At 71.3% G+C, this 22,363-nt stretch carries 20 protein-coding genes and 1 pseudogene; 10 read left to right on the top strand and 11 right to left on the bottom strand.

Annotated elements, in window-relative coordinates; translation table 11 throughout:
* Positions 1-231 precede the first annotated feature (231 nt).
* Complete coding sequence (locus ACFWYW_RS18165) at positions 232-639, bottom strand: heavy metal-responsive transcriptional regulator (protein WP_379618258.1); 408 nt, start codon at positions 637-639, stop codon at positions 232-234.
* Between the two features lie 55 nt (positions 640-694).
* On the opposite strand from ACFWYW_RS18165, the gene ACFWYW_RS18160 reads away from it, so the two are divergent.
* Positions 695-1,594 (top strand): alkylmercury lyase family protein, encoded by a 900-nt coding sequence (locus ACFWYW_RS18160; RefSeq protein WP_379618260.1) that lies wholly within the window; start codon positions 695-697, stop codon positions 1,592-1,594.
* Between the two features lie 124 nt (positions 1,595-1,718).
* Here ACFWYW_RS18160 and ACFWYW_RS18155 read toward each other — a convergent pair whose 3' ends face one another.
* From ACFWYW_RS18155 to ACFWYW_RS18140, 4 genes and pseudogenes are all read right to left on the bottom strand, one after another.
* On the bottom strand, positions 1,719-2,012 hold the full coding sequence (locus tag ACFWYW_RS18155) for a hypothetical protein (RefSeq protein ID WP_379618262.1): 294 nt from the start codon (positions 2,010-2,012) through the stop codon (positions 1,719-1,721).
* Positions 2,013-2,042: 30 nt separating this feature from the next.
* Entirely contained in the window at positions 2,043-2,393 is a 351-nt protein-coding gene (locus ACFWYW_RS18150) for a DUF3703 domain-containing protein (protein WP_379618264.1), read from the bottom strand.
* The gene (locus ACFWYW_RS18145; RefSeq protein WP_379618266.1) at positions 2,390-3,265 is read right to left on the bottom strand and encodes a cation diffusion facilitator family transporter; all 876 of its coding nucleotides are present in this window, start codon (positions 3,263-3,265) and stop codon (positions 2,390-2,392) included. The genes ACFWYW_RS18150 and ACFWYW_RS18145 overlap by 4 nt, the downstream gene beginning before the upstream one ends.
* Before the next feature lie 185 nt (positions 3,266-3,450).
* Positions 3,451-3,795, bottom strand: a pseudogene (locus ACFWYW_RS18140) (ArsR/SmtB family transcription factor); the annotation flags it as partial.
* Between the two features lie 94 nt (positions 3,796-3,889).
* On the opposite strand from ACFWYW_RS18140, the gene ACFWYW_RS18135 reads away from it, so the two are divergent.
* Positions 3,890-4,237 (top strand): hypothetical protein, encoded by a 348-nt coding sequence (locus ACFWYW_RS18135; protein WP_379618268.1) that lies wholly within the window; start codon positions 3,890-3,892, stop codon positions 4,235-4,237.
* Between the two features lie 97 nt (positions 4,238-4,334).
* Positions 4,335-5,336, top strand: coding sequence for an arsenic resistance protein (locus tag ACFWYW_RS18130; RefSeq protein WP_379618270.1), 1,002 nt, complete (start codon positions 4,335-4,337; stop codon positions 5,334-5,336).
* A 70-nt stretch (positions 5,337-5,406) separates the two neighbouring features.
* Here ACFWYW_RS18130 and ACFWYW_RS18125 read toward each other — a convergent pair whose 3' ends face one another.
* Together ACFWYW_RS18125 and ACFWYW_RS18120 are read right to left on the bottom strand one after the other, a co-directional pair.
* The gene (locus tag ACFWYW_RS18125) at positions 5,407-6,879 is read right to left on the bottom strand and encodes an alpha/beta hydrolase (RefSeq protein WP_379618272.1); all 1,473 of its coding nucleotides are present in this window, start codon (positions 6,877-6,879) and stop codon (positions 5,407-5,409) included.
* A gap of 69 nt (positions 6,880-6,948) precedes the next feature.
* Positions 6,949-7,155 carry a DUF2530 domain-containing protein gene (locus ACFWYW_RS18120; RefSeq protein WP_379618274.1) on the bottom strand — a complete coding sequence of 69 codons (207 nt, stop codon included), beginning with the start codon at positions 7,153-7,155 and terminating at the stop codon, positions 6,949-6,951.
* Positions 7,156-7,207: 52 nt separating this feature from the next.
* On the opposite strand from ACFWYW_RS18120, the gene ACFWYW_RS18115 reads away from it, so the two are divergent.
* On the top strand, positions 7,208-8,668 hold the full coding sequence (locus ACFWYW_RS18115; protein WP_379618276.1) for an NCS2 family permease: 1,461 nt from the start codon (positions 7,208-7,210) through the stop codon (positions 8,666-8,668).
* On the opposite strand, the gene ACFWYW_RS18110 is transcribed toward ACFWYW_RS18115, so the two are convergent.
* Complete coding sequence (locus tag ACFWYW_RS18110) at positions 8,655-10,970, bottom strand: ATP-binding protein (RefSeq protein ID WP_379618278.1); 2,316 nt, start codon at positions 10,968-10,970, stop codon at positions 8,655-8,657. The genes ACFWYW_RS18115 and ACFWYW_RS18110 overlap by 14 nt on opposite strands.
* Before the next feature lie 336 nt (positions 10,971-11,306).
* On the opposite strand from ACFWYW_RS18110, the gene ACFWYW_RS18105 reads away from it, so the two are divergent.
* The 3 genes from ACFWYW_RS18105 to thpR are packed head-to-tail and all read left to right on the top strand — an operon-like array spanning position 11,307 to position 13,565.
* Positions 11,307-11,756, top strand: a complete 450-nt coding sequence (locus ACFWYW_RS18105; RefSeq protein ID WP_379618280.1) for a MarR family winged helix-turn-helix transcriptional regulator — start codon at positions 11,307-11,309, stop codon at positions 11,754-11,756.
* Positions 11,757-11,779: 23 nt separating this feature from the next.
* A complete protein-coding gene (locus tag ACFWYW_RS18100; RefSeq protein WP_379618282.1) occupies positions 11,780-13,000 on the top strand; it encodes an MFS transporter in 1,221 nt (406 codons plus the stop codon).
* A gap of 7 nt (positions 13,001-13,007) precedes the next feature.
* Positions 13,008-13,565: an RNA 2',3'-cyclic phosphodiesterase gene (gene thpR, locus ACFWYW_RS18095; protein WP_379618284.1), complete on the top strand. Its 558-nt coding sequence runs from the start codon at positions 13,008-13,010 to the stop codon at positions 13,563-13,565.
* Between the two features lie 96 nt (positions 13,566-13,661).
* On the opposite strand, the gene ACFWYW_RS18090 is transcribed toward thpR, so the two are convergent.
* Positions 13,662-14,630, bottom strand: coding sequence for an aldo/keto reductase (locus ACFWYW_RS18090; RefSeq protein ID WP_379618286.1), 969 nt, complete (start codon positions 14,628-14,630; stop codon positions 13,662-13,664).
* Positions 14,631-14,737: 107 nt separating this feature from the next.
* On the opposite strand from ACFWYW_RS18090, the gene ACFWYW_RS18085 reads away from it, so the two are divergent.
* The 3 genes from ACFWYW_RS18085 (at position 14,738) to ACFWYW_RS18075 (ending at position 20,405) form a co-directional block, all read left to right on the top strand.
* The gene (locus ACFWYW_RS18085) at positions 14,738-15,961 is read left to right on the top strand and encodes a polysaccharide biosynthesis C-terminal domain-containing protein (RefSeq protein WP_379618288.1); all 1,224 of its coding nucleotides are present in this window, start codon (positions 14,738-14,740) and stop codon (positions 15,959-15,961) included.
* 7 nt (positions 15,962-15,968) lie between these two features.
* Entirely contained in the window at positions 15,969-16,970 is a 1,002-nt protein-coding gene (locus tag ACFWYW_RS18080; RefSeq protein WP_379641014.1) for a hypothetical protein, read from the top strand.
* A gap of 78 nt (positions 16,971-17,048) precedes the next feature.
* Positions 17,049-20,405 carry a collagen-like protein gene (locus ACFWYW_RS18075; protein ID WP_379618292.1) on the top strand — a complete coding sequence of 1,119 codons (3,357 nt, stop codon included), beginning with the start codon at positions 17,049-17,051 and terminating at the stop codon, positions 20,403-20,405.
* A gap of 5 nt (positions 20,406-20,410) precedes the next feature.
* Here the strand turns inward: ACFWYW_RS18075 and ACFWYW_RS18070 are convergent, their stop codons facing one another.
* Positions 20,411-21,292 carry an LLM class flavin-dependent oxidoreductase gene (locus tag ACFWYW_RS18070; protein WP_379618294.1) on the bottom strand — a complete coding sequence of 294 codons (882 nt, stop codon included), beginning with the start codon at positions 21,290-21,292 and terminating at the stop codon, positions 20,411-20,413.
* Positions 21,289-22,353: an NAD(P)/FAD-dependent oxidoreductase gene (locus ACFWYW_RS18065; protein ID WP_379618296.1), complete on the bottom strand. Its 1,065-nt coding sequence runs from the start codon at positions 22,351-22,353 to the stop codon at positions 21,289-21,291. Before ACFWYW_RS18065 ends, ACFWYW_RS18070 begins: the two co-directional genes overlap by 4 nt.
* Positions 22,354-22,363: the final 10 nt, after the last annotated feature.

The raw sequence follows: 22,363 nt of genomic DNA, 5'->3' as shown, positions 1-22,363 counted from the left end.
AGCGGGGGCACGCCCCCGCACCCCCGGCGAAGGGCCTCCCGGCCCCTCGCGCTCCCCGGTCGTGGGCCGGATTCGGCCTGGCTGTTACCCGGCTCCGGACGGCCACGGTCCTCGGGCCGCGACCCGGTCGCTCTCCTGGCGGTGGATGCGCGCAGGGTCGTCGCCGGGGTGGGCATGACGTCATCCGGGCTGGGAGCGGTGATCGGGGCGTGCCTGCTGTCGGGGGCGTACCTATGTCGGCTGTCGGGAGGCGAGGATGGTGCAGACGCGGTCCGGGGCGCAATCCACCGGGTCGGTTTCCTGGGCGCGTCTACGGAGAGCGCGCAGGGTTGCGCGGGCGGAGATGAGTTCGTCGATACGGTCGTTCACCTGGGTCAGGTGTGCCTCGATCAGCTCGCCCACGTGCTCGCAGGGCGCCTGCCCCGCATCGCGGATGTCCAGGACCTCGCGGATCTGGGCCAGGGACAGGCCGGCGGTCTGGGCGTCGCGGACGAAGGCCAGGCGGTCGACGGTGGTGGCCGGGTAGTCGCGGTAGCCGCCGCTGGTGCGCGGGGGTTCGGGCAACAGCCCGGCTTGCTCGTAGAAGCGGATGGTCTTGGTGCTGACGCCGGCCTCGGCGGCGAGTGTGCCGATGCGCATGGTCCCAGCGTATGGTCTTGACCTTCCAGTGCGCTGGAAGGTTTAGCTTGGGCCCATGGAGATTGTTCTGGTGAGCGTGCCGGGCTGTCCTAACGCTCCTGTTCTGGCCGACCGCCTTGCTCGGGCTATGGCGGAGGTGGGAGTCGCCGATACGGTCTTGCGTCGGACGGTGAGCACTGATGAGGAGGCGCGGCGGTGGGGTTTGCGCGGGTCTCCCATGCTGCTGGTGGACGGGTTTGACCCGTTCGGTGTCGCGGGGATGCCCATCAGCATGTCGTGCCGGCTCCAGAAGGTGCCTTCGGTCGCGGAGTTGCGGCAGGCGTTGCGGCGTACGTCCGCGATGGTGTGGTCGGACGCGCTGGGCCGTGCGGGCGCGGGCAGGCGCGCGCCCGTCGATGGTGGTCTGCGGGCGGTGCAGCAGCGGGTGTTGCGCTCCTTTGCCGGGACCGGTACGGCGCTCAGCCGCGCCGAGTTGCCGCAGCAGGCTCTGACCGCGTTGCACGAAGCCGACTTTCTGCGGTTGGACGAGCACGGTGAGATTCGCGCCGCCTATCCGTTCTCTGCCGTCCCTACGCCACACCGGGTGCAGATTGTCGGCGGTCCGCAGGTCTATGCCATGTGTGCCATTGATGCGCTTGGCATGGCCGCCATGTTGGGCCGCGACATCCGGCTGGAGTCGGCCGATCCCGTCACCGGCCGGCCGATCATCGTGGAAGTCTCCGGTGACGGTGCCGTGTGGAGCCCCCGGACTGCGGTGGTGTTCGCCGGTCAGCAGGCAACCTGTTGCGCGGTCGCCGCGGCCGACGCCTGCTGCGGGTCCATCAACTTCTTCACCGACGCCCGTACCGCGCAGTCATGGGTTGATGCCCACCCCGACGTCGAAGGACGGATCCTCGGTCAGCAGGAGGCTTTCGAGCTCGGCGTGGCCATCTTCGGTTCTCTGCTCGACCCTTGACCCCCGGCGGGTCTCGACAACTGACCCCTTGCGGGTGAGGTCGCCCCGTGCCTGCGGGCAGGGTTGAGTCCCCTCCACCCGGCAGGGGGTGCCCTCCTTCGACTTCGTAACGCGGGGCTGTCCTTCATCGGCGAGGAAGGTGGCCGGTGCCCGAGCCGATCTCGGCGCTCACGCCCCCGGCTGGGATGCCGCCCCGGGCCAAGGCGTCGTGCAGGGGGTCGAAGTGGCTGACGCTGTGGCCGGTGTTCCAGTCGGCGGCCTGCTTGTCGAACAGGGTCTTGACCAGGTTGGCCAGCTCGGGTGTCCAGGCCTGACCGGTGGCGATCTGCCTGGCCGGCTCTTGCGGGCCGGTCACGTCGCCGAGGTCCGGATTGCCGCCGGGCATCGGGGGAAGGGCGGGTAGGCGGCTGATCGTCACTTCGGCGAACTCCCCTCGGGACGTGCCCGGTCAGGTGCTCTGCAGCAGGTGGGCCAGGTCGGTGGGCAGGGGCATGGGCTGGGTGAGGCTGACGCGGGCGCGGCCGGTGTTGCCTTCGGGGTAGCGGCCCAGCGCGGAGCCGGGCGCGGCCACGATGATGCGGATGATCTGGCCGATCGCCTCGCGGCGGTCGCGCTGGGCGAGGGCCAGGGCGAACATGGCGATGTGGTTGGCCGTGTGGGGCCAGGGCCACGGTTGGGAGATGATGTGTGCCCGCTCCAGATGCCGCCACCGCTCTTCGGGGGCGCGTGTGGTGCGGGCGGCGTACATCTCGGCGCGGTAGGCGGCCCGCACACGGGCGGGCATCGGGCGGCCGATCATCGGTCGTTCTCCTTCACCTTGCCGGTGGCGCAGCAGCCGTCGGCGCACACGGTCGCGCCGGTCGGCTCGCCCGCGCCGTCGCCAGCGTTGGAACCAGCGCCCGCGCCGTCGCCCGCGCCCGCACCAGCCCCGGCGCCCGCGCCACTCCCGGCGCCCGCGCCCGCGCGAGCCTCGGTGCCAGCACCCGCGCCGCCGCCGGCGCTGGCGGCGGTGTGGGTGCCGGTGTCGGGGTGGCTGGGGAGGGCGCAGCAGGCGTCGCCGCGCCAAGCCTCGCGGCCTTCCTTTACGGCGACGCCCGCGATGACCAGAGCGGCGATCGGGTCGGCCCAGGACCAGCCGAACAAGCTGTTGAGTGCCAGGCCCACCAGCAGTACCGCGGACAGGTAGGTGCACAGCAACGTCTGCTTGGAGTCGGCCACGGCGGAGGCGGAGCCGAGTTCGCGACCGGTGCGGCGCTGGGCGGCCGACAGGAACGGCATGACGGCCAGCGACAGGGCGGCCAGGATCAGGCCGGGTGTGGAGTGCTCGGCCTCGCCCACGCCGAGCAGGGCGCGTACGGCGTCGAAGGTGACGTAGGCGGCCAGCGCGAAGAACGAGATCGCGATGACGCGCAGCGCTGTCTTCTCCCGCTTCTCGTGGTCGGTGGCCGAGAACTGCCAGGCGACCGCGGCAGCCGAGGCGACCTCGACCACGGAGTCGAGACCGAAGCCGATCAGCGCCGCTGAGGAGGCGATGGTGCCGGCGGTGATGGCCACGACGGCTTCGATCACGTTGTAGGTGATGGTCGCGGCGACCAGCAGGCGGATACGGCGGCGCAGTACGGCCCGCCGCGCCGGCGCCGGCCCGAGGCTGGGCAGGTTCAGCGCGGTCACGCGCCCACCCCTTCTCTGGCGGTCTCGGCGGTCTCGGCGCTGCCGGGGGAGGAGGCGGAGGCGAAGGCGGGGGCGCTGCCGGAGGTGGAGATGAGGGCGCTGCCGGAGGTGGAGATGGGGGCGCTGCCGGGGGAGGAGGCGGGGGTGGTGCCGGGGGTGGAGGTGGGGGTGCTGGGGGTGGAGGTGGGGCAGAGGGTGACGGCGTGGCCGGTGGCGGCCAGGAGTTGTTCGGCGGCGCCGAGCAGGTCCATCAGCTCGGGCCGGGTCAAGGCGTAGAAGGACTGGCGGCCTTCGGCGCGGTAGTCGACCAGGCCGCAGTCGCGCAGGCACGCCAGGTGCTTGGAGACCGTCGACTGCGCCAGCCCGAGCTGGCCGGTCAGGTCGACGACGCGGGCCTCGCCCTGGGCCAGGCGCTGCACGATCTTCAGCCGGGTCTCATCGGCCAGCGAGTGGAACAGCGCCGCCGCCGGGGGGATGCCGGCGGCGATATCGGCGTTCACGCATCGACCGGCATCACCATTAATCGTCATAGGGCGATGATAGCCCGACTTCACGATATATTGGCAAGGGAAAGGGGGACGGGGACTTGCATCTGATGCCCAGGTACAGGCTTACCGTCGGGATATGGCACAGGACATCGCCCTTGACCAGGGATGGGCTCCTTCGACGTGCACGCTGCCCACGGCCGAGCAGCCGTTGCGGGTGGCCGAGTTCGACGCTTTGTTCGCCGAGGCGGTCCAGACGGTACTGCGGCCGGGGCGTGAGCTGCTCCGGCTGGAGCTCGTCTTCAGCCCGGAGCACGCCGCCCGGGCCGCCGAGCTGACCGCTCGGGAGAACGGCTGCTGCTCCTTCTTCACCTTCACCCTGACCATCGCCGACGGCCGCCTGACGCTGGAGGTGGCGGTGCCGGCCGTACACGCCGAGGTGCTGGACGCGCTCCAGGCCCGCGCGACGGCGGCCACCACGGCGTGAACGAGCCGCAAGAAGGGAACGGGAAGGCGCTCGCGCCGCCAAGGGTGATCAAGGCCGCACACCAGTCGACACCACGCGAACAGGACCCACGCCCGCGATGAGCCTGACCACCCGCATGGAAGATCACCAGATCGCCGTCTACCTGGCCGCGATCGCCGCCGGGGCGCTGCTGGGATGGGCGCTGCCCGGCCAGGGGGCGGGCCTGGCCGGGGCGATCAACCCGGTGCTGGGCGCGCTGCTGTATGTGACCTTTCTGCAGGTCCCGGCCGCCAGCCTGGTACGGGCGCTGCGTCAGGGCCGGTTCCTGGCCGCCGTACTGGTGATCAACTTCGCCGTGGTGCCGCTGGTGGTCGCGGTGATGCTGGCGTTGCTGCCCGCCGACCAGGCCATCCGCATCGGCGTGCTGCTGGTGCTGCTCACCCCGTGCGTGGACTACGTGATCGTCTTCAGCGGCCTGGCCGGCGCCGCCAGTGACCGGCTGCTGGCCACCACCCCGATCCTGCTGCTGGCCCAGATGCTCGCCCTGCCGGCGCTGCTGTGGCTCTTCCTCGGCGCCGGTCTGGCCGCGACGGTGCGGCCCGGCCCGTTCGTCGAGGCGTTCGTCGTGCTCATCGTCATCCCGCTCGCGCTGGCCTGGGCCACCCAGGCCTGGGCCGCGCGCGCCCGGCCCGGCCGCGTGCTCGCCGCGGCGGCGGGTACCACGATGGTGCCGTTGATGGCCGCCACCCTGCTGGTCGTGGTCGCCTCCCAGGTGCCCGCCCTCACCGCCGACCCGGCCGCGCTGGCCGACCTGGCCGGCGTGGTGCCCTTCTACGTCGCCTTCCTGGTCGTCATGGCCTTCGCCGGGCTCGGCGTCGCCCGCCTGTTCCGGCTCGGCACGCGCGACGGGCGCGCGGTCGTCTTCACCGGCGCCACCCGCAACTCCCTGGTCGTGCTCCCACTGGCCTTGGCCCTGCCCGCCCACCTCGCCCTGGCCGCCGCCGTCGTGGTCACCCAGACCCTCGTCGAAGTCATCGGCATGCTCGTCTACATGCGGGCCGTACCACGCCTCCTGCCCGCCACACCGGAGACCGCGAACCGCCCAGAAACGAGCACATGAGCAGATGCCCCTCCCCGGAAGGGAGGGGCATCTGGGCCCGGTGGCCGCCCCCGTCAGGCCGCCGGCCGGGTCAGGCGGCGGGGCAGGTGGCGTCCTTCTGGGGAAGGGTGCCGTTGAGGAGATAGGTGTCGATGGTGCGGGTCACGCAGCTGCTGCCGCTCAGGTACGCGCCGTGCCCCTCACCCTCGTACGTGAGCATGACGCCGGTCTTGAGGCTGGCGGCCAGGCGGGGCGCCCACTCGTACGGCGTGGCCGGGTCGCCCTTGCCGCCCACCACCACGATCGGGGCCGAACCGGTGGCGTCGACGCGCTTGGCGTCGTCGTTGGTCCCGCGCACCGGCCAGTAGCGGCAGATGGAGGCGAGCCCGCCGTTCTCCATCATCGGGTTCACCGCGAGCGTCGCCTTCTTCACGTCCTCGATGTCGGCGTCGGTGGCGCGTTCGGGGCTGTCGACGCAGTTGATGGCCTGGAGGCTGGTCATCATGGTGTTGTACGTGCCGTCGGGCCTGCGGCCGGTGTAGAGGTCGGCCATGCTCAGGAGCGCCTGGCCGTTGCCCTTCTTGGCCGCCGCGACGGCCTGCTCAAGCACGGGCCAGCTCATCTTGGAGTAGAGGGCGGCGATGACGCCGGTCTGGGCCAGGCCGCCGGTCAGCTCGCGGTCGCCCACCTTGACGGGCTTGTCGTCCAGGGACTTCAGGAAGGTCTGGAGGTCCTTCTGGACGGCGGCGGGTGTGGCGCCGAGGTCGCAGGTCTGGGCGACGCAGTCCTTGGCGAAGGCCTCGAAGGCCTGCTTGAAGCCCTTGGCCTGGGTGACGGCCCGCTCCTTGAAGCTGACGGAGGGGTCGAGGGCGGCGTCGAGCACGAAGCGGCCGACGTTCTTGGGGTGCTTGGTGGCGTAGACGGCGCCGAGCTGCGTGCCGTACGAGAGGCCGAAGTAGTTGAGCTTGTCGTCGCCCACGGCGAGGCGGATGCGGTCGAGGTCTTCGGCGGCGTTGGCGGTGCCCACGTGGGGGAGGATCTTGCCGGACTGCTCGGCGCAGGTGGCGGCGAACTCCTTCATCATGCGGTCGAAGTCGGCGGACTGCGGGGAGACGGCGGCGAACTTGTCGATGTCGCCGCACTTGACGCCGGAGCTGCGGTCGACGCCGCGCGGGTCGAAGCTGACCAGGTCGTAGCGGGTGCCGAGGCTGGCGAACGCCTTCGCGGCCAGGGCGAGGGTGTCGACGCCGGAGCCGCCCGGTCCGCCGAAGTTGAAGACCAGGGAGCCGAGCCGGTCACCGGTGGCCTTGATGCGGATGAGCGCCAGGTCGAGCTTTTCGCCGTCCGGTTTCGCGTAGTCGAGGGGAACGGGGAGCTTGCCGCACTCCAGGGAGGCGTCCTTCAGGGGCTTGCCGTCGGGCCCGGTCAGGTCGGTGCAGGGGGCCCAGACGACGGCCCCGGTCTCCTTCTTCTTCGCGACGGGGGTCGGGTCCGGCTTGGCCGCGGTGCTGCATGCGGTGAGCGCCGTCGCGAGCAGAAGGGTCGTCGTCAAGGTCTTCTTCATGCCTTCAAGCATGGTCAGGCCGGGTTTGCCCAGGTAGTGGGAGAAGACAGCAGTTGCGGGTGACTTATGTCAACGCCTGCGCCTGACAAACCAGATTCCGAACAGGCCGAAGCCGGCGCCGGTCAGGCAGGTCCAGATCCACCAGGTGTTCTCGGGCGCGGGCCGGAAGATCAGCAGAACGACGAGCGCGACCGCCCAGAGCGCGGTGCCCACGGCGATGGCGGCCGGATCATTGGTCTTGATCGGTTCCGGTTCTGGTCGCCATTCGCGTTTCACATTGTCCAGGGTAGCTTCCAATACCATCTCGATACGATCACCTACGCTTTTCATGCGATGCGACGCCTGTCACTGTTCGCGCGTGAACAGCACTCTTGACCGGTTCTTCAGCATCACCGCACGAGGTTCGACGCTCTCCCGTGAGGTCCGCGGCGGCCTCGCCACGTTCTTCACGATGGCCTACATCGTGGTACTCAATCCCTTCATCATCGCCACCAAACCGGACGCCGACGGACAGTTCATCGGTGACGGAAGCAGCCCCAACATCGCACTGGTCGCGGCCGGAACCGCGTTCGTGGCCGGTGTCCTGACCATCCTCATGGGCGTCGTCGGCAGGGTGCCGTTCGCCATGGCCGCCGGGCTCGGCCTCAACGCCTTCGTCACCTTCGGCATCGCCACCCAGATGAGCTGGGAGGAGGCGATGGGCCTGGTCTTCGTCGAAGGCGTGATCATCGGCATCCTGGTGCTGACCGGGTTCCGCGTGGCGGTGTTCAACGCGATCCCCACGCAGTTGAAGACCGCGATCAGTGTGGGCATCGGCTTGTTCATCGCGCTCATCGGCTTCGTGGACTCCGGCTTCGTCCGCGGCAACGCGGTGCCGCCGCTGACCCTGGGCATCGCCGGGGAGCTGACCTCCTGGCCGGTCCTGGTCTTCATCGTCGGCCTGCTGGCCACCGCGGCGCTCGTGGCGCGCAAGGTCAAGGGCGCGATCCTGATCGGGATCGTCGGCACGACCGTGCTGGCCGCCGTCGTCGAGCTGCTCTTCCGTCCGGGGGCGTTCTCCAAGGACAACCCCGGCGGGTGGATGCTGAACGTCCCGCACATCACCTCCGACATGTTCGGGATCACGAATCCGCTGGTGTTGTTCACGGAGTTCGACCCCATCGGGGGGTTCACCCGGGTGTCGGTACTGCTGGCCGTCCTGCTGGTGTTCACGCTGCTCGTGACGGACTTCTTCGACACGATGGGGACCATCGTCGGCGTCGGCCGGCAGGCCGATCTCATCGGGCCGGACGGGCAACTGCCCAGGACCAAGGAGATCCTGCTGGTCGACTCGATCGGCGCGGCGGCGGGCGGCGCGGGCTCGGTGTCCTCCAACACCACCTATGTCGAGTCGGCCTCCGGTGTGGCGGAAGGCGCCCGTACGGGTCTGGCCAGCGTCGTGACCGGCGTGCTCTTCCTGGTCGCGATCTTCCTGGCGCCGCTGGTGAAGGTGGTGCCGTACGAGGCGGCCGCGCCCGCGCTGGTCATCGTGGGCTTCCTGATGATGAGCGCGATCAAGGAGATCGACTTCAGCGACTACGAGGTCTCGATCCCGGCGTTCCTCACGATCGTGCTCATGCCGTTCACCTACTCGGTCTCCAACGGCATCGGCGCCGGGTTCGTCAGCTACGTGCTGATCAAGGTGCTGAAGGGCAAGGGCCGCGAGGTGCACCCGCTGATGTGGGGCGTCTCCCTCCTGTTCGTCGTGTACTTCGCGCTCGGGCCGATCAGGGACCTCATCGGTTTGTAGCGCCCGCGACCAGCTCGGCCACCTTCGCCCGGGAGGTCAGGCCGAGCTTGGCCAGGATGTGCTCGACGTGGGTGTCGGCGGTCCGCTTGGAGATGTGCAGCCGCTCGGCGATCTCCCGGTTGGACAGGCCCTCGCGCAGCAGCACGGCCACCTCCCGCTCCCTGCGGGTCAGCAGCTCCATCGCCGGCCCGCCGGCCGCCGGGGCGCAGCCGGGCAGCCGGTCGGCGTCGGCGAGCGCGGCGCCGACCACCTTCTCCAGCGGCGTGCGGGCGCCGTGCTCGCGTTGCTCGGCGAAGCGCTTCTCGCCGAGCGCGGCCAGCGCGGCGCTCGTGGCGCTCTGGTGGAACTCCTCCATCACGACCGTGCCGCTCAGCCGCAGCCCGGTCATCCGCCAGAGCCGGTCGGCCGCGCCCAGCAGCCAGGCCGCCCGCTGCGCGCGACCGCGTACGGCGGCCAGCCAGGCGTGCGTCTCCAGGCAGTAGGCCGTGCCGATCATGTCGCCCAGTTCCGTCTTGATCCCGATCGCGGTACGGCCCGCCGTTTCACACCCCACGTAGTCGCCCTTGCCGAACAGGGCGGCGCTGGTGATGTAGTACAGGTACCCGCGCAGCCACTGCTCGCCGGTGCCGTGCCCCAGCCGCTGCAGCCCGTGCTCGCACAGCCGCCGCGCCTCCTCCGGCTCGCCGGCCAGGTGGTGGCGGTAGCCGTCCTGGGCGTCGAGGGCGACCAGCCCGATCCGGTCGTCGACCTCCTCCATGATCTTCAGCGCCGTCTCGGCGGCCTCGGCCGCCTCCGCGAGCCGTCCGGCGAAGCAGAGCGCCAGGTGCCGGTAGAGCAGGATGCGCCCGGCCAGCAGCCGCTCGCCGAGCTCCTCGGCCATGGGCAGGGCCTCGTCGCAGTCGGACAGGGCGGTGTCGAGGTCGCCCTGGAAGGCGATCAGGTACGCGCGCACGCCGAGCGCCCTGGCCCGCTGCCGGGAGGGCGCGGTGCACCGGTGCAGCACCTGGCCCAGCCAGTAGCGGCTCTCGGTGTACAGGCACGAGATCTGCCAGTAGCCCCAGAGCGCGTTGATCAGGTCGGCGGCCACGTTCGGGTCGGGCAGGAGCATGGCGTGCTCCATGGCCGCGCGCAGGTTGGCGTGGTCGCGCCGCAGCGCCCGGTAGCGCTCCACCTGGTCGTCGTCGATGAAGTGCTCGTCGAAGTAGGCGGCCAGGCGGTGGAAGCGGGCGATCTGCCGACCGCGCACGGCGGCCTGCTCGCCGCTGCGGGCGAGCTGGTCGGCGCCGTACTCGCGGATGGTGTCGAGCTGGCGGTAGCGGGCGCCCGGTTCGTCGGCGAGCAGGACGAGCGACTTGTCGACCAGGCCGATCAGCGTCTCCATGACGGTCTCGACGGGCAGCCGGTCGTCGGCGCAGACCTCCTCGACGGCCTCCATGTCGAAGGATCCGGCGAACACCGACAGCCTCGCCCAGAGCACCCGCTCCGCCGGGGTGCACAGGTCGTGGCTCCAGTCGATGGTGGTGCGCAGCGTCTGGTGCCGTGGCAGCGCCGTACGCCGGCCGCCCGTCAGTAACCGGAAGCGGTCCTCAAGACGCTCGATGAGCTGCTCCAGCGGTACGGCCCGCAGCCGCACGGTGGCCAGCTCGATCGCCAGCGGCATCCCGTCGAGGCGGCGGCACAGCGCGACCACCTGGTCGCCGTTGGCCTCGGTGAGCTGGAAGCCGGGCACGACGGTGGCGGCGCGCAGGGCGAACAGCTCGATGGCGTTCCCGCTCCCGGCGGCGAGGGCGACGGAGTCGGGCACGGGAAGCGGCGCGATCATATACGTATGCTCGCCGGGAACGTCGAGCGGCTGGCGGCTCGTGGCCAGTACGCATACCCGGGGCGTCTCGCGCATGAGGATGTCGGCCAGGCCCGCGCAGGCGTCGATGAGGTGCTCGCAGGTGTCCAGGATGAGCAGAATGTCGCGCTCCTGGAGGTGGTCCAGGAGCGTGTCGAGCTGGGTTTGCCCGGCTTTCTCCGGAAGCCCGAGCGCCGTGCACGCGGTGTGGGGGAGGAGTTCGGGATCGCGCAATGCGGACAGCTCGATGAGGCAGATTCCGTCGGCGAAGCGCTCCTTGACGGCGTCGGCGACCCGCAGGGACAGGCGGGTCTTGCCGACGCCGCCCGGCCCGGTAACCGTCACCAGGCGCTCGCCGATGAGGAGGGCGGCGAGCTCGGACTGCTCGGTCCGGCGCCCGATGAACGCGGTGACGTCGCGGGGGAGCTCTCCTGGCCGTCTGCGGAACGTGCCTAGTGTCATGTTCGGATCGTATTCATCGCGTAACGATCGGTTATGGGATTCCGCGCAATCCGTGGAGTACGTATGCCGAGAGAGCAGGTCGCCGGGAAATCGGTAGGGGGTACCGATAGCCGGGACGCGGGCCGTACCGGCACCCTGTGGGAGTGTGACCTCCGCTCCGCGCAGGAGCATGGATGTCTCAGCGGGCGGTGATCCGGAGTGGCCTCTGGAGGGGTGAGCCACCCCGGGTCACCGCCCCTTTTTCATGCTCGGCCAGGTCTGCTGTATCAATGGGTGAGATCTTCGGCCTGGAGGGAATGTGTTGGGTACCCATATAGTTAGCAAAGGTAATGACTCATGCTAACGAACACCCAAAAGATGGACCTGCGGAGCGACGCAGGCCTGGCTTCAGCTCTGCGCGTGTCACTGGCGCGGCTGACCAGGCGGCTACGACGACAGGCGACGGCGTCCTCGCTGACACCCACTCAGGTCGCGACGCTCGCCGCCGTGGAACGGCATTCCGCGATAACCCCCGGCGAATTGGCCGAGCTCGAGAAGGTGCAGCCGCCCTCGATGACCCGCGTGATCGCCGGGCTCGTGGAGCGAGGATTGCTCGCGCGTACGCCGCACCCGACCGACCGGCGGCAAGTGACCGTGAGCGTGACCGAAGCCGCGTTGAAACTCCTGAAGGAGGAGCGCAGGCAGAAAGAGGCCTGGCTGACGCAACGGTTGAAGGAACTGACGCCGGAGGAACGGGCGGTGCTCAGGCAGGCGGCCCCGATTCTGGAGAAGCTCAGCAAGATCTAGAACCTGAGGAACCCAGGACCGGGATGTTCCGGTCGCTCAGGAATCACAACTACCGGCTGTTCGCCTCCGGCAGCGCCGTCTCCAACCTCGGCGGTTGGATGCAGCGCACCGCCCAGGACTGGCTGGTGCTCGACCTCACGCACGGCAGCGCGGCGGCCCTCGGTACGGCGACCGCGCTCCAGTTCCTCCCGATGTTGCTGTTCGGCCTCTTCGGCGGCGTGCTCGCCGACCGCTACCCGAAGCGGCCCATCCTGATCGTCGCGCAGTCGATCATGGCGCTGCTCGCGCTCGCCATCGGCATCCTGACCGTCACCGGCACCGCGCAGGTCTGGCACGTCTACGTGATGGCCTTCGCGCTCGGCCTCGTCTCCTGCGTCGAGGTGCCGACCCGGCAGACGTTCGTGGTCGAGATGGTCGGCCGCAAGGACCTGTCCAATGCCATCGCGCTCAACGCCTCGATCTTCAACCTGGCCCGCGTGGTCGGCCCGGCCGTCGCCGGTGTGCTGATCTTCATGCTGGGCGGGACCGGACCGATCTTCCTGCTCAACGCGCTGACGTTCGCCGGGGTGATCTCCAGCCTGATCTTCATGCGGAAGGCGGAGCTGAACCTCGCCGAGCCCGTCCCCAGGGCCAAGGGCCAGCTGCGCGAGGGGCTGCGCTACGTGCTGGGCAAGCAGGAACTGCTGATGCCGATCCTGCTGATCGGGTTCGTGTCGATGTTCTCGCAGTCGTTCTCGATGTCGATCGCGCTGATGGCCCGCGAGGTGTTCAGCGCGGGCGCCTCGTCGTTCGGGCTGGCCTCCAGCATGTTCGCGGTCGGCGCGCTCGGCGGCGGACTGCTGGCCGCGCGCCGTGCCAAGCCCAGCAGGAAGGTGCTGCTCACCGGCGCGATCAGTTTCGGGTTGTTCCTGGTCGCGGTCGGCGTGGCGCCGGTCTACCCGGTCTACCTGGCGCTGCTGGTCCCGGCCGGCATCGCGCTGATCACCGTCAACACCGCCGCCAACGCCAGCGTCCAGCTCGCCACCTCGCCGGAGATGCGCGGCCGGGTCATGGGCATCTACCTGCTCGTGTTCACCGGTGGCGCGCCGCTGGGGGCGCCGCTGGTCGGCCTGCTGTCGGAGTTCGGCGGCCCGAGAGCCGGAGTCATGCTCTCGGGCGCGCTGGTGCTGGCCGGCACCGGCATGGCGCTGCTCATGACACGCATGATCGGCGCCCGCCGCAGGGTGGCGCTCGCCACGGCATGATGCCCGCATGAGGTTGTTCGCGGCTCTGGTACCGCCCGACGAGGTTCTCGACGAGATCGAGACGGCGATCGCTCCGCACGCCGGGCGGGTGCCGGGCCTGCGCTGGCCGGACCGCGCCACCTGGCACATCACCCTCGCGTTCTTCGGCGAGGTGCCCGAGCGCGTCCTACCCGACCTCCAGGTACGGCTGGCCCGCGCCGTAGCCCGCCACCCCGCCATCGACCTGGCCTTCGACGGCTTCGGAGCCTTCTCGTCGGTACGCCGGGCCAGGGTCTTCTGGGCAGGGGTGACCGGCGGCTCGATGGTCCGGCTGGCCGACTCGGTCAAGGCCGGAGCCCGCCGGGCGGGCGCGGTGGAGACCGACGAGAAGCGTTTCCACCCGCACCTCACGCTCGCCCGCGCCAAGCACGAGCAGGACCTGAGCGCGCTGGTCGAGTCGCTGGCCGGATTCACCGGCTCGCCGTGGCGGGCCGAGTCGGTCCGGCTGGTCAACTCGACGCTGGGCGCCCAGGTGAGGTACGAGTCACTGGCCGAGTGGGCGCTCGCACCTCCGGAGCCCGACTAGGCTCCTCAAACGTGGACCGTCCCCGTTTCTGGCTCCTGCCCATCGTGCTCGGCCTTCTGCTGCTGATCGTCGTCGTCGGCGCGCTGGTCACCTGACCTACCAGGCGTAGTCCTCCGGCGCCGTCCTGTGCCCGGGGAAGATCTCGTCCAGCCTGGCCAGCGCCGCCTCGTCGAGCGTGACCTCCAGGGCGGGCAGGCTGCTCTCGAACTGCTCCATCGTGCGCGGGCCGATGATCGGCGCGGCCACCGCGCGCTGCTTGAGCAGCCATGCCAGCGCCACGTGCGCGGGGTCGGCGCCCAGGTCGTCGCAGAGCTTCTCGTAGGCCTCGATCTTGTCGCGGTGCTTGTCGAGCTCGACGAGCATCCGCTCGGAGGACGAGCGGCCCTTGTCCATCTTGCGCAGGATGCCGCCGAGCAGGCCGCCGCCCAGCGGGCTCCACGGGATCACGCCGATGCCGTAGTCCTCGGCCGCGGGCAGCACCTCCAGCTCGACCGCCCGGTTCAGCAGGTTGTAGTGGCTCTGCTCGCTGACCAGGCCCACGGAGTTTCTGCGCCGGGCGGCCTCCTGGGCCTTGGCCAGGTGCCAGCCGGCGAAGTTCGACGAGCCGACGTAGACGATCTTGCCCTGCTGCCGCAGGACGTCCATCGCCTCCCAGAACTCCTCCCACGGAGTCCCGCGGTCGACGTGATGGGCCTGGTAGATGTCGATGTAGTCCGTCCGCAGGCGCTTCAGCGAGGCGTCGCAGGCCTTCCTGATGTTCAGGGCCGACAGCAGGCCGTCGTTGGGCCAGTCGGTCATGCCGCCGTAGAGCTTGGTCGCGATGACGGTCTTCTCCCGGCGGCCGCCGCCCTGGGCGAACCAGTTGCCGACGATGGTCTCGGTCGCGCCCCGGCCGGCCGACTGGCCGTACACGTTGGCGGAGTCGAAGAAGTTGACGCCCGCCTCAAGGGCGCGGTCCATGATCGCGAAGGAGTCTTCCTCGGAGGTGAACGGGCCGAAGTTCATGGTGCCGAGGCACAGCGGGCTGACCTTGAGGCCGGAGCGTCCCAGGTTCACGTATTCCATGGACATCACCCTAGGTAGCTGGAGTGCACTCCAGGCTAGGATGACTTTCCGTCGTGATGGTGCTGCTTCGGTCCGCTGTTCCCCTGTTTCTGTCCATGGTGACCGGGATGGTGGGTTCCCTCGTCGTCGCCGGCGCGCTCGGTCGGCACGCGCCCGTCACGCTGGCCGCCTTCGCCGTCATGACCGCCGTGCTCAACCCCGCCGCCACCGCCGTGGCCGGGGCGCTGCGCGGGCTGATGCCGTTCGTCGCGCCGCACAAGGACGATCCGGTACGGGCGGTGCCGATCCTGCGCGACGCGCGCTGGCTGACGCTGGCCGTGGGCCTCGCCGGGGCGCTGGCGGTGCTCGGGGTGCCGCTGCTGGCCGGGGTCGCTGGGGTGCCGCGGGAGATCGTGGCCGAGCTGGGGGCGCTGCCGTACCTGCTGGCGCTCGATCTGCTTGTGCTGGCGTCGAACGGCGGCGCCGGCACGGTGCTCATCGCGCTCGGACGTGCGCGGCAGGTGCTCTGGTCCGGCCTGGCCAACACCGCGACGGTGATCGTGCTGACGCTGGTCCTGGTGCCGCGCTGGGGGCTCGACGGGATGGGCGTGGCGTGGCTGGCGGCCGGGCTGGCCGGCGTGCTCGTCTCGAACGTCTGCCTGCGCCGCGCGCTCGGCCGCCCCGTCGGGCAGGCGCGTCCCCGGGTGGCGGAGATCCTCGCGCTGGCGCGGGTCAGCCTGCCGCTGGCGGGGACGGTGCTGGTCAAGTTCGGGGCGCTCGGGGTGGTGACGTTCGCCGCGACGCTGACGACCGTGCGCGAGGCCGCCGCGCACGCGGTGCTCGGGACGCTCACCGGCTTCACGTTCCTGGCGTCGCTGGCGGTGGCGCAGGCGGCGGTGCCGGAGATGGCGCGGGCCACCACCTCCGCCGAGGTGCGGCGGGTCAACCGGCGCGCGGCGGTGCTGGCCGTGGGCGCCTCGGCCGTGGGCGGGCTGGCGCTGCTGGTCTCCGGGCCGGTGCTGGCCGGCCTGTTCAGCGACGACCCCGGCGTGCGGGCGGCGGTGCTCGCGCTGGTGCCGTTGATGCTGCTGTCGTCGATGGCGGACGCGGCCCAGGCCGTACGGGGTTTCGGGCTGTCGGCGCTCAAGCGCGCCGGCGCCTCGCTGGTCTACTTCGCGATCGGGTACGGCCTGCTCGTCGCCGCGGCGATACCGGTGGCGCGGGTGTGGGGGATCACCGGGTTGTGGGTGGCCATGTTGGCGGTGAACGTCCTGCTATATGCGTTGCAGAGCTGGGGGTTCCGCAAGCACAGTGCCCAGGTGGGGATGGTCGAGGCCGCGGAGCGGGCATGATGTCAGGGTGGGGGATGTCTGGATTAAGGTGATTGCCGGGACCGTGCTGGCCTGTGCGCTGCCTGCGGCGCCGGCGATGGCGCTGGCCGATGAGGCGGAAGAGAAGCTGTTCAGCTTCCGCGACGCGCGGATCACGGAGTCGAGCGGGCTGGCCCTCTCGCCGACGCACACCGGGATCTACTACACGCACAACGACAGTTCGGCCGCGGCGGAGTTCTTCGCGGTCGACGGGGCGGGCCGTACCAAGGCGGCCTTCAGGGTGTCGGGGGCGCAGGCACGCGACTGGGAGGCGATGGCGGCCTCCAAGGACCCCGCGACCGGGCGGGGCGTGTTGTGGTTCGCCGACATCGGGGACAACCTGGACGGCGCCTGGCCGGACATCTCCATCTACAAGGTGATGGAACCCGCCTCGATGAGGGACGCCACGGTGCCCGCCGTGCGCTACCGGTTCCGGTACGCCGACGGGGCCCGCAACGCCGAGGGGATCATGGTGAACCCCAGGACCGGGCGGTTGTCGGTGGTGTCCAAGGAGTTCTCGGGGGCGGTGTACGAGGCGCCGCTGAAACTGCGGACCGGGCGCGTGAACATCCTGCGCAAGGCCGCCGCCGCGCCCATGATGGCCACCGACGCGGCCTACGCGCCAGACGGGTCCTCCTATGTCGTGCGGACATACTTCTCCGCCACCCTCTTCCGGCCTTCCGGCGACATCATCACCAAGATCTCGATGCCGCCGCTGGATCAGGCCGAGTCGATCGCGTACACGGCGGACGGCAAGGCGCTGCTGACCGGGTCCGAGGGGGTGCGCAGCCCGCTCTACCGGGTGCCGCTGCCGCAGCGGGCGCTGGCCTCCTCCGGCTCCACGCCGACGCCGTCGAAGAAGGCGTCGGTGGCGGCGGCCGAGACCGCCCAGGACGAACGCGGGCTGAGCGGCCAGGACATCCTGATCTGGCTGGCCGCCGCGGTCGGGGCCACGGCGGTCATCGCGGTGATCGCGCGCCGTAGCCGGTGATCTGAGCAGGACCACCCAGGTACGTCTGAGTACGTTCACCCAGGTGCGGGGTTGCCCTGCAGCGGCATCATTCTCACTATGCATCCTGATAGTGGGAAATTTCGGGTGATGGCGTGCCCTGACTGCGGGGCTCCGCTGCCCGGCACCCCGAGCGCCTGCCCGCGCTGCGCCCTGCCCCTGGCCGGGCCGACCGCGGCCGAGCTGTGGCGGGTCGACTCCGCCCTCGCCGACCTCAGGATGCGCGAGGCCGAACTCCACCGCCGCCGTGGCCACCTCCTCGGCCTGCTCCGCGAAGAGCGGGCTCGGGCCCGGCGAGCCTCCACGGCCGTTCCGGGGATGCCGGGTACCCCGGGAATGCCGGGCACCCCCAGGGCGCCGGGCGTTCCGGGTGCGGCGGGCGTTCCGGGTGTGCCGGGCGGGGTGACCGTTCCGGGCACGCCGGGTGTGCCGGTGGGTGCGCCGGGTTCGGCGGGTCGGCCGCCCATGCCGCCCATGCCGCCCATGCCGTCTGGGGTGCCGGGTGGGGCTGGGGGGCGGGCGGGGTCGGCGGAGGTTTCGCGGCGGACTGCGCAGAATCTGCTGCTGATCCTCGGCGGGCTCCTGCTGACCGTCGCGGCCGTGGTGTTCACGGTGGTCAGCTGGGGTTACCTGGGCATCGCCGGGCGGGGCGCGATCCTGGTCGTGGTGACCGGGGTGGCGCTGGCCGTACCGGCGCTGCTGCTCAAGCGGGGGCTGACGGCCACGGCCGAGACCGTCGGGGTGCTGGCGCTGGCGCTGATGGCGCTGGACGGGTACGCGGCGCACCGGGTCGGGCTGCTCGGCGGGCTGTCCTGGGTCGACTACGGCGCGGGCGTGATCGCGGTGGTCGCGGCGGGGGCGGCCGTGTACGGCAGGGTGCTGCCGCTCCGGGTGGCGCCGATCATCGCGATCCTGCTCGCCCAGGTGCCCATGATCATGTGGTTCGGTTCGACCGCGACCGGGACGGCCGCCGCGTTCACCGCCGCGACCCTGCTCGACGCCGCCGTCTGGAGCCGCGCCAAGCGCGTCGAGATCCGGGTGACGGCCGCGATCTGCCTGGGGATCAGCGCGTTCGCGGCGGTGTTCGTGGCCGCTGTGGAGTCGGTGGTGGGCGACCTGGTGTGGGCTCCGGCCGGGCTGCTGGTGGTGCTGGCGGCGGCGGGGGTATATGTCGGGATGCGGGTGGTTCCGCTGATGCGCTGGCTGCCGCTGGGGCTGGCGGGGCTGGCCCTGATGTTCGCGCTGGGCTCGCCGGTGCGGCCGTTGCTGAACTCCTCGTGGCAACTGCTGCCGTACCCGCTGGCGGCGATGGTCGTCATGGTCGCGGCGCTGTGGCTGCCGGTCGTGATCCGGCGGGCCGGGGTGGTTTCCGGCGCGGTCATGGTCGTGCTGGGTGGACTGCCGCTGGTGATGATCGTGCTGAACGCGCTGCTCATGCCGTTCCGCAACGTGTCGGCGGTGTGGGCGGGTACGCGGTGGGAAGTCGCCCAGCTCGCCCTCGCGCGGCCGGGTGTCGTGTTCCTGGCGGTGGCGGCCGTCGTGTGCGTGGTGGCCGCTCGCCGGTGGAGTGTGCTGACGTCGCGGGTCTCGGCTTCTGACCTCTCGGGGCTGGTGTCCGGGGGCGGGCTCGTTCTCGCGCTGTCGGCGTTGCTGGTGGTGCCGGCGGCCTTCGGGCTCGGGTACGCGGCGTCGGCCGGGGTGCCGTTGCTGGTCGCGGTGGCGCTCAGCGTGGCCGCGACCAGGTATCCGGCCGCTGCCTGGGGTGCCGGGACGGCGGCGGTGCTCGCGCTGACCGAGGGGCTGGCGGCGGAGGCGGCGACGTACACGGTGCTCGGCGTGCTGCTGGTGACCTGGGCGGTGCTGTACCGGCGTCCGGCCGCGCTGGCCGGCGCCGCGCTGAGCGGTTCGGGGCTGGTGTGGGCGGTCCTCTACGGGCTGGAGGTGGCGGTGCGCGACGCGGCCGCGCTCGGGTTCGCCTCCGGTGCGGTGCTCGCCCTCATCGGCTGGTACGGCACGCCCAAGCCGGCCACGAACACACAGCAGGCCGGTGACACACCGAAGCCGGCCACGGACACACCGCAGACCGACGGCCCTAAGGAGGCCGCAGGCACGAAGGCGGCTGCGGAAGCACAGCCGGTTGTGGACGCGGAGCCGGGTGGGGGCGTGCGGCAGGCCGGGGGTGCGCAGCCGGTTGCGGGCGCGTGGCAAAGCGCGGGTGCGACGCCGGGTGGGGGTGCGACGGCGGGTGCTGGTGCTCGGGGGGCCGGGGGGTTGAGGTTGGCCTGGGTGTTCGGGCGCGTCTTGGCCGTGGTGCTGGCCGCAGTGGCGGTGCTGCCGGTGGTGGACGTGGTGGTGCGGGGGGTGGCGAACTTCTCCGGGCTGCTCGATCCCTGGGGTGGGGTGCCTTCGCTGCCGGATGGCCGGTTGGGGGCGCTGCTCGCGGTTGTGATGGCCGGGGCTGTGCTGGTCGTGGCGACTCGGCCGGCGGTCGCGGTGGTCGTGGCCGGGGTGGTGGTGGCGGTGGTGCCGGTGACGGTTCGCCTGCCGTACCAGGTGAGCTTGGGGTTGCTCTTGCTGGCCACGGTGGTGGCGGCGGTGCTTGCCGCGCGGCGCGTTACGGCGGGCGGGGAGTGGGCGCTTGCGGGTGACCTCGCGATCGGTGTGGCGGTTTGGCTGGGCGTGCTGTCTGTTGCGGGGGCGGCGGCCACGCAGACCGGGACGATTACGACGCTGGCGATCCTGGCCGGGGTGGCGGCGGGCACGAGTGCTTGGGGGCGTGGCGGGGGTGCCGGGGTGGCGCTGGCGAGTGTGCTGGCCGTCGGCGAGGTGGGCGTGGTCGCCGCCGCCCACGGCCTGCGTACGGCCAGCCTCGTCTGCGCCGGAGCGGGCGTCGTCGCGGTGGCGGCGGCAGCGTGGAAGCGCGTGCCGGCCATCGGGTATCTGGGGACCGGGTTCCTGCTGGTGTCCTCCTGGATGCGGTTGTGGGCGGAGGAGGTGACGGTCGTCGAGGCCTACACGCTGCCGTTCTCGCTGGTGCTGCTCGGGATCGGCTGGTTGCGGGGGCGGCAGGGGTCGTCGTGGAAGGCTTATGGGGCGGGGCTGGTGTTCACGTTCGGGCCGAGCCTGCTCGCCGAGCCGACGGCCCTGCGGTCGCTGCTGCTGGGTGCGGCGGCGCTCGCGGTCACCGTGGCCGGAGCCCGCCACCGGCTGCAGGCCCCGGCCGTGCTCGGCGCGCTGACGCTGGTCGCGGTGGCCGTCCGGGAGCTGGCGCCGTGGGTCGCCGGGCTGGTCACGGCGCTGCCCCGGTGGGTGCCCATCGCGGTGGGCGGCATGCTGTTGCTGGTGGTCGGCGCCACGTACGAGGCGCGCAAACGCGACCTCGTCCGGCTGAAGGACGCCGTCGTCAAGCTCAAGTAGACGGTTCAGGCACGGGTGGCCTCTCGGACGGCGGGGACGATTTCGGTGGCCCAGCGGCTCAGGGCCGTGGTCGCCGGGGTTCCGTCGGCGATGGGGAAGTAGGTGAAGCCCGCCGCGCCGTACTCCAGGATCGCGCTCGTGAGCTCCTCCACCCACTGCGCGACCGAGCCGCCGCGCCACCGGCCGCTCGCGTCGCGGGTGGCGGGCAGGGGCGTCGTGGTGATGCGGCCGGGCAGGTTGTAGATGGTGGCGACGTCGCGGGGGTCGCGTCCGGCCTTCTCAGCGGCCTCGTCGATCAGCGGGCGGGAGGTGGCCACACGGTCGCTCCGCCAGTCGGCGGCGTGGCCGGGGATCCAGCCGTCGGCCACCCGGCCGGTGACGGCCAGCGACTTGGGCCCCACCGAGCCCGTCCAGATGGGCGGGGTCGGGACGGCCGCCGGGATCAGGTCCTTCACCTGGTAGAACTCGCCGTCGAAGGTGACCGGCCCGCCGCCGCCGGACAGCGCGCGTACCACCGTGATGGCTTCTTCGAGCGCCCGTACGGCCTGCGCCGGAGACAGCGGCTCGACCCCCAGCTTCTCGATCTCCCGCCACAGTCCACCGGCGCCCACTCCCAGGGCGACCCGCCCGCCGGACAGCGCGGACAGGCCGGTGACGGTCCTGGCCAGCATGGGGGCGGGCCGGGCCGGGACGTTGGTGACGTTGACGGCGGCGGTGATCGTGTTCGTGCGGCCGAGGACCATGCCTATGGCGGCGTAGGCGTCCAGGCGGTCGTGGAGGTACGGGTGGTCGGAGACGGTGACCAGGTCGAGGCCCTCCCGATCGGCCTGTACGGCCTGGCTGAGCAACTGGCCGTCGTCCAGGCCGAAACCGAACAAGGTCTTCATCGTGCCGCCTCCGCTCCGAGCAGGTCGAGGTAGGTGTCGAGGAACATTTCGCCCTTGATGCCCACGGTGGCCTCGGCGCCGAGCACGCCCGCCTCCGGCGCGTAGGAGACGCCGCCGCGCGGGCCGAGGGGCAGCACGATGGCGTCATGGGCGGGCTCGTAGGCGGTGAGGTTGGTCTGTCCGTCGATCAGGGCGCGGATGTTGGCGGCGGCCACCTCGGCGTGCCGCTGGGCGAGGCGGGCCATCTTCATCTCGGGCACGCTGGTGATGTCGCCGAGCGCGAAGATCGTGTCGCTGCCGGGCAGGCGCAGCTCGGGGGTGACGTCGAGCCGGCGGCCGGGGACGAGGTAGCCGGTGTTGGGCGTGGCGCCGTAGCAGGCGAACCAGATGTCGGCGCTCAGTTCGGCGCCCGCCCGCGTGGTCGCGGTGAACGGGGCGGCCTGACCGTGCGCGGTCGGCGGCGGCTCGGTCAGTGCGGTGCCGAGCAGCAGTTCGACGCCGAGTGCGGCGAGCTGGCGGTGCAGTTCCTCGCGGAACTCGGCGGGGAACCCGCCGGGCATCAGTTCCGTGGCCGGATCCACGACGGTGACGTGCTTGTCCGGCCAGGCGGCCTTGATCTCCCCGGCGAACTCCAGCCCCACGGGCCCGGCGCCGAGCAGCAGCACGCGCGTGGCCCGCGAGAGCGCCTCGTGCGTGGCCCAGAGCTTGGCGCGGGCGTCCACGCTGTCGTCCACGTCGAGCTTGGCCGGGTAGGTGTGGCGCGAGCCGGTCGCCAGCACCACGAAGTCGGACGTGACCCGCTCACCCGAGCCGAGCTCCACGGCCGAGCCGAACATCCTGACCGCCCGGTCGTGCCGGATCCGGCCCCGGGTCAGCAGGCCGTCGTACGGGATGAAAAGCCGCTCGGCCCACACCGGGTCGGTCACCGCTCGCAGTGCCGCGACGTTGTGGACGAAGGTGTCGCGGGGTTCGACGAGGGTGACGTCGGCCACGTCGTCCAGGGCCTTCGCGACGGTGATGCCCGCGTATCCGCCGCCGATCACGGTAACGGTCGCTGTCATGGTGTCCTCC

The organism is Nonomuraea sp. NPDC059023 (assembly GCF_042740095.1).
GTDB lineage: Bacteria > Actinomycetota > Actinomycetes > Streptosporangiales > Streptosporangiaceae > Nonomuraea.
Note: the sequence above shows the minus strand (reverse complement) of the source record. Positions and strands in the feature narration are given on the sequence as shown.

Bases quoted from the DNA above. Each gene is read 5' to 3' on its own strand.
- ACFWYW_RS18165 (WP_379618258.1), bottom strand. From the start codon at position 639: ATGCGCATCGGCACACTCGCCGCCGAGGCCGGCGTCAGCACCAAGACC.
- ACFWYW_RS18160 (WP_379618260.1), top strand. From the start codon at position 695: ATGGAGATTGTTCTGGTGAGCGTGCCGGGCTGTCCTAACGCTCCTGTT.
- ACFWYW_RS18150 (WP_379618264.1), bottom strand. From the start codon at position 2,393: ATGATCGGCCGCCCGATGCCCGCCCGTGTGCGGGCCGCCTACCGCGCC.
- ACFWYW_RS18135 (WP_379618268.1), top strand. From the start codon at position 3,890: ATGGCACAGGACATCGCCCTTGACCAGGGATGGGCTCCTTCGACGTGC.
- ACFWYW_RS18130 (WP_379618270.1), top strand. From the start codon at position 4,335: ATGAGCCTGACCACCCGCATGGAAGATCACCAGATCGCCGTCTACCTG.
- ACFWYW_RS18125 (WP_379618272.1), bottom strand. From the start codon at position 6,879: ATGAAGAAGACCTTGACGACGACCCTTCTGCTCGCGACGGCGCTCACC.
- ACFWYW_RS18115 (WP_379618276.1), top strand. From the start codon at position 7,208: ATGCGATGCGACGCCTGTCACTGTTCGCGCGTGAACAGCACTCTTGAC.
- ACFWYW_RS18110 (WP_379618278.1), bottom strand. From the start codon at position 10,970: ATGACACTAGGCACGTTCCGCAGACGGCCAGGAGAGCTCCCCCGCGAC.
- ACFWYW_RS18105 (WP_379618280.1), top strand. From the start codon at position 11,307: ATGCTAACGAACACCCAAAAGATGGACCTGCGGAGCGACGCAGGCCTG.
- ACFWYW_RS18100 (WP_379618282.1), top strand. From the start codon at position 11,780: ATGTTCCGGTCGCTCAGGAATCACAACTACCGGCTGTTCGCCTCCGGC.
- thpR (WP_379618284.1), top strand. From the start codon at position 13,008: ATGAGGTTGTTCGCGGCTCTGGTACCGCCCGACGAGGTTCTCGACGAG.
- ACFWYW_RS18090 (WP_379618286.1), bottom strand. From the start codon at position 14,630: ATGGAATACGTGAACCTGGGACGCTCCGGCCTCAAGGTCAGCCCGCTG.
- ACFWYW_RS18085 (WP_379618288.1), top strand. From the start codon at position 14,738: ATGGTGGGTTCCCTCGTCGTCGCCGGCGCGCTCGGTCGGCACGCGCCC.
- ACFWYW_RS18075 (WP_379618292.1), top strand. From the start codon at position 17,049: ATGCATCCTGATAGTGGGAAATTTCGGGTGATGGCGTGCCCTGACTGC.
- ACFWYW_RS18070 (WP_379618294.1), bottom strand. From the start codon at position 21,292: ATGAAGACCTTGTTCGGTTTCGGCCTGGACGACGGCCAGTTGCTCAGC.
- ACFWYW_RS18065 (WP_379618296.1), bottom strand. From the start codon at position 22,353: ATGACAGCGACCGTTACCGTGATCGGCGGCGGATACGCGGGCATCACC.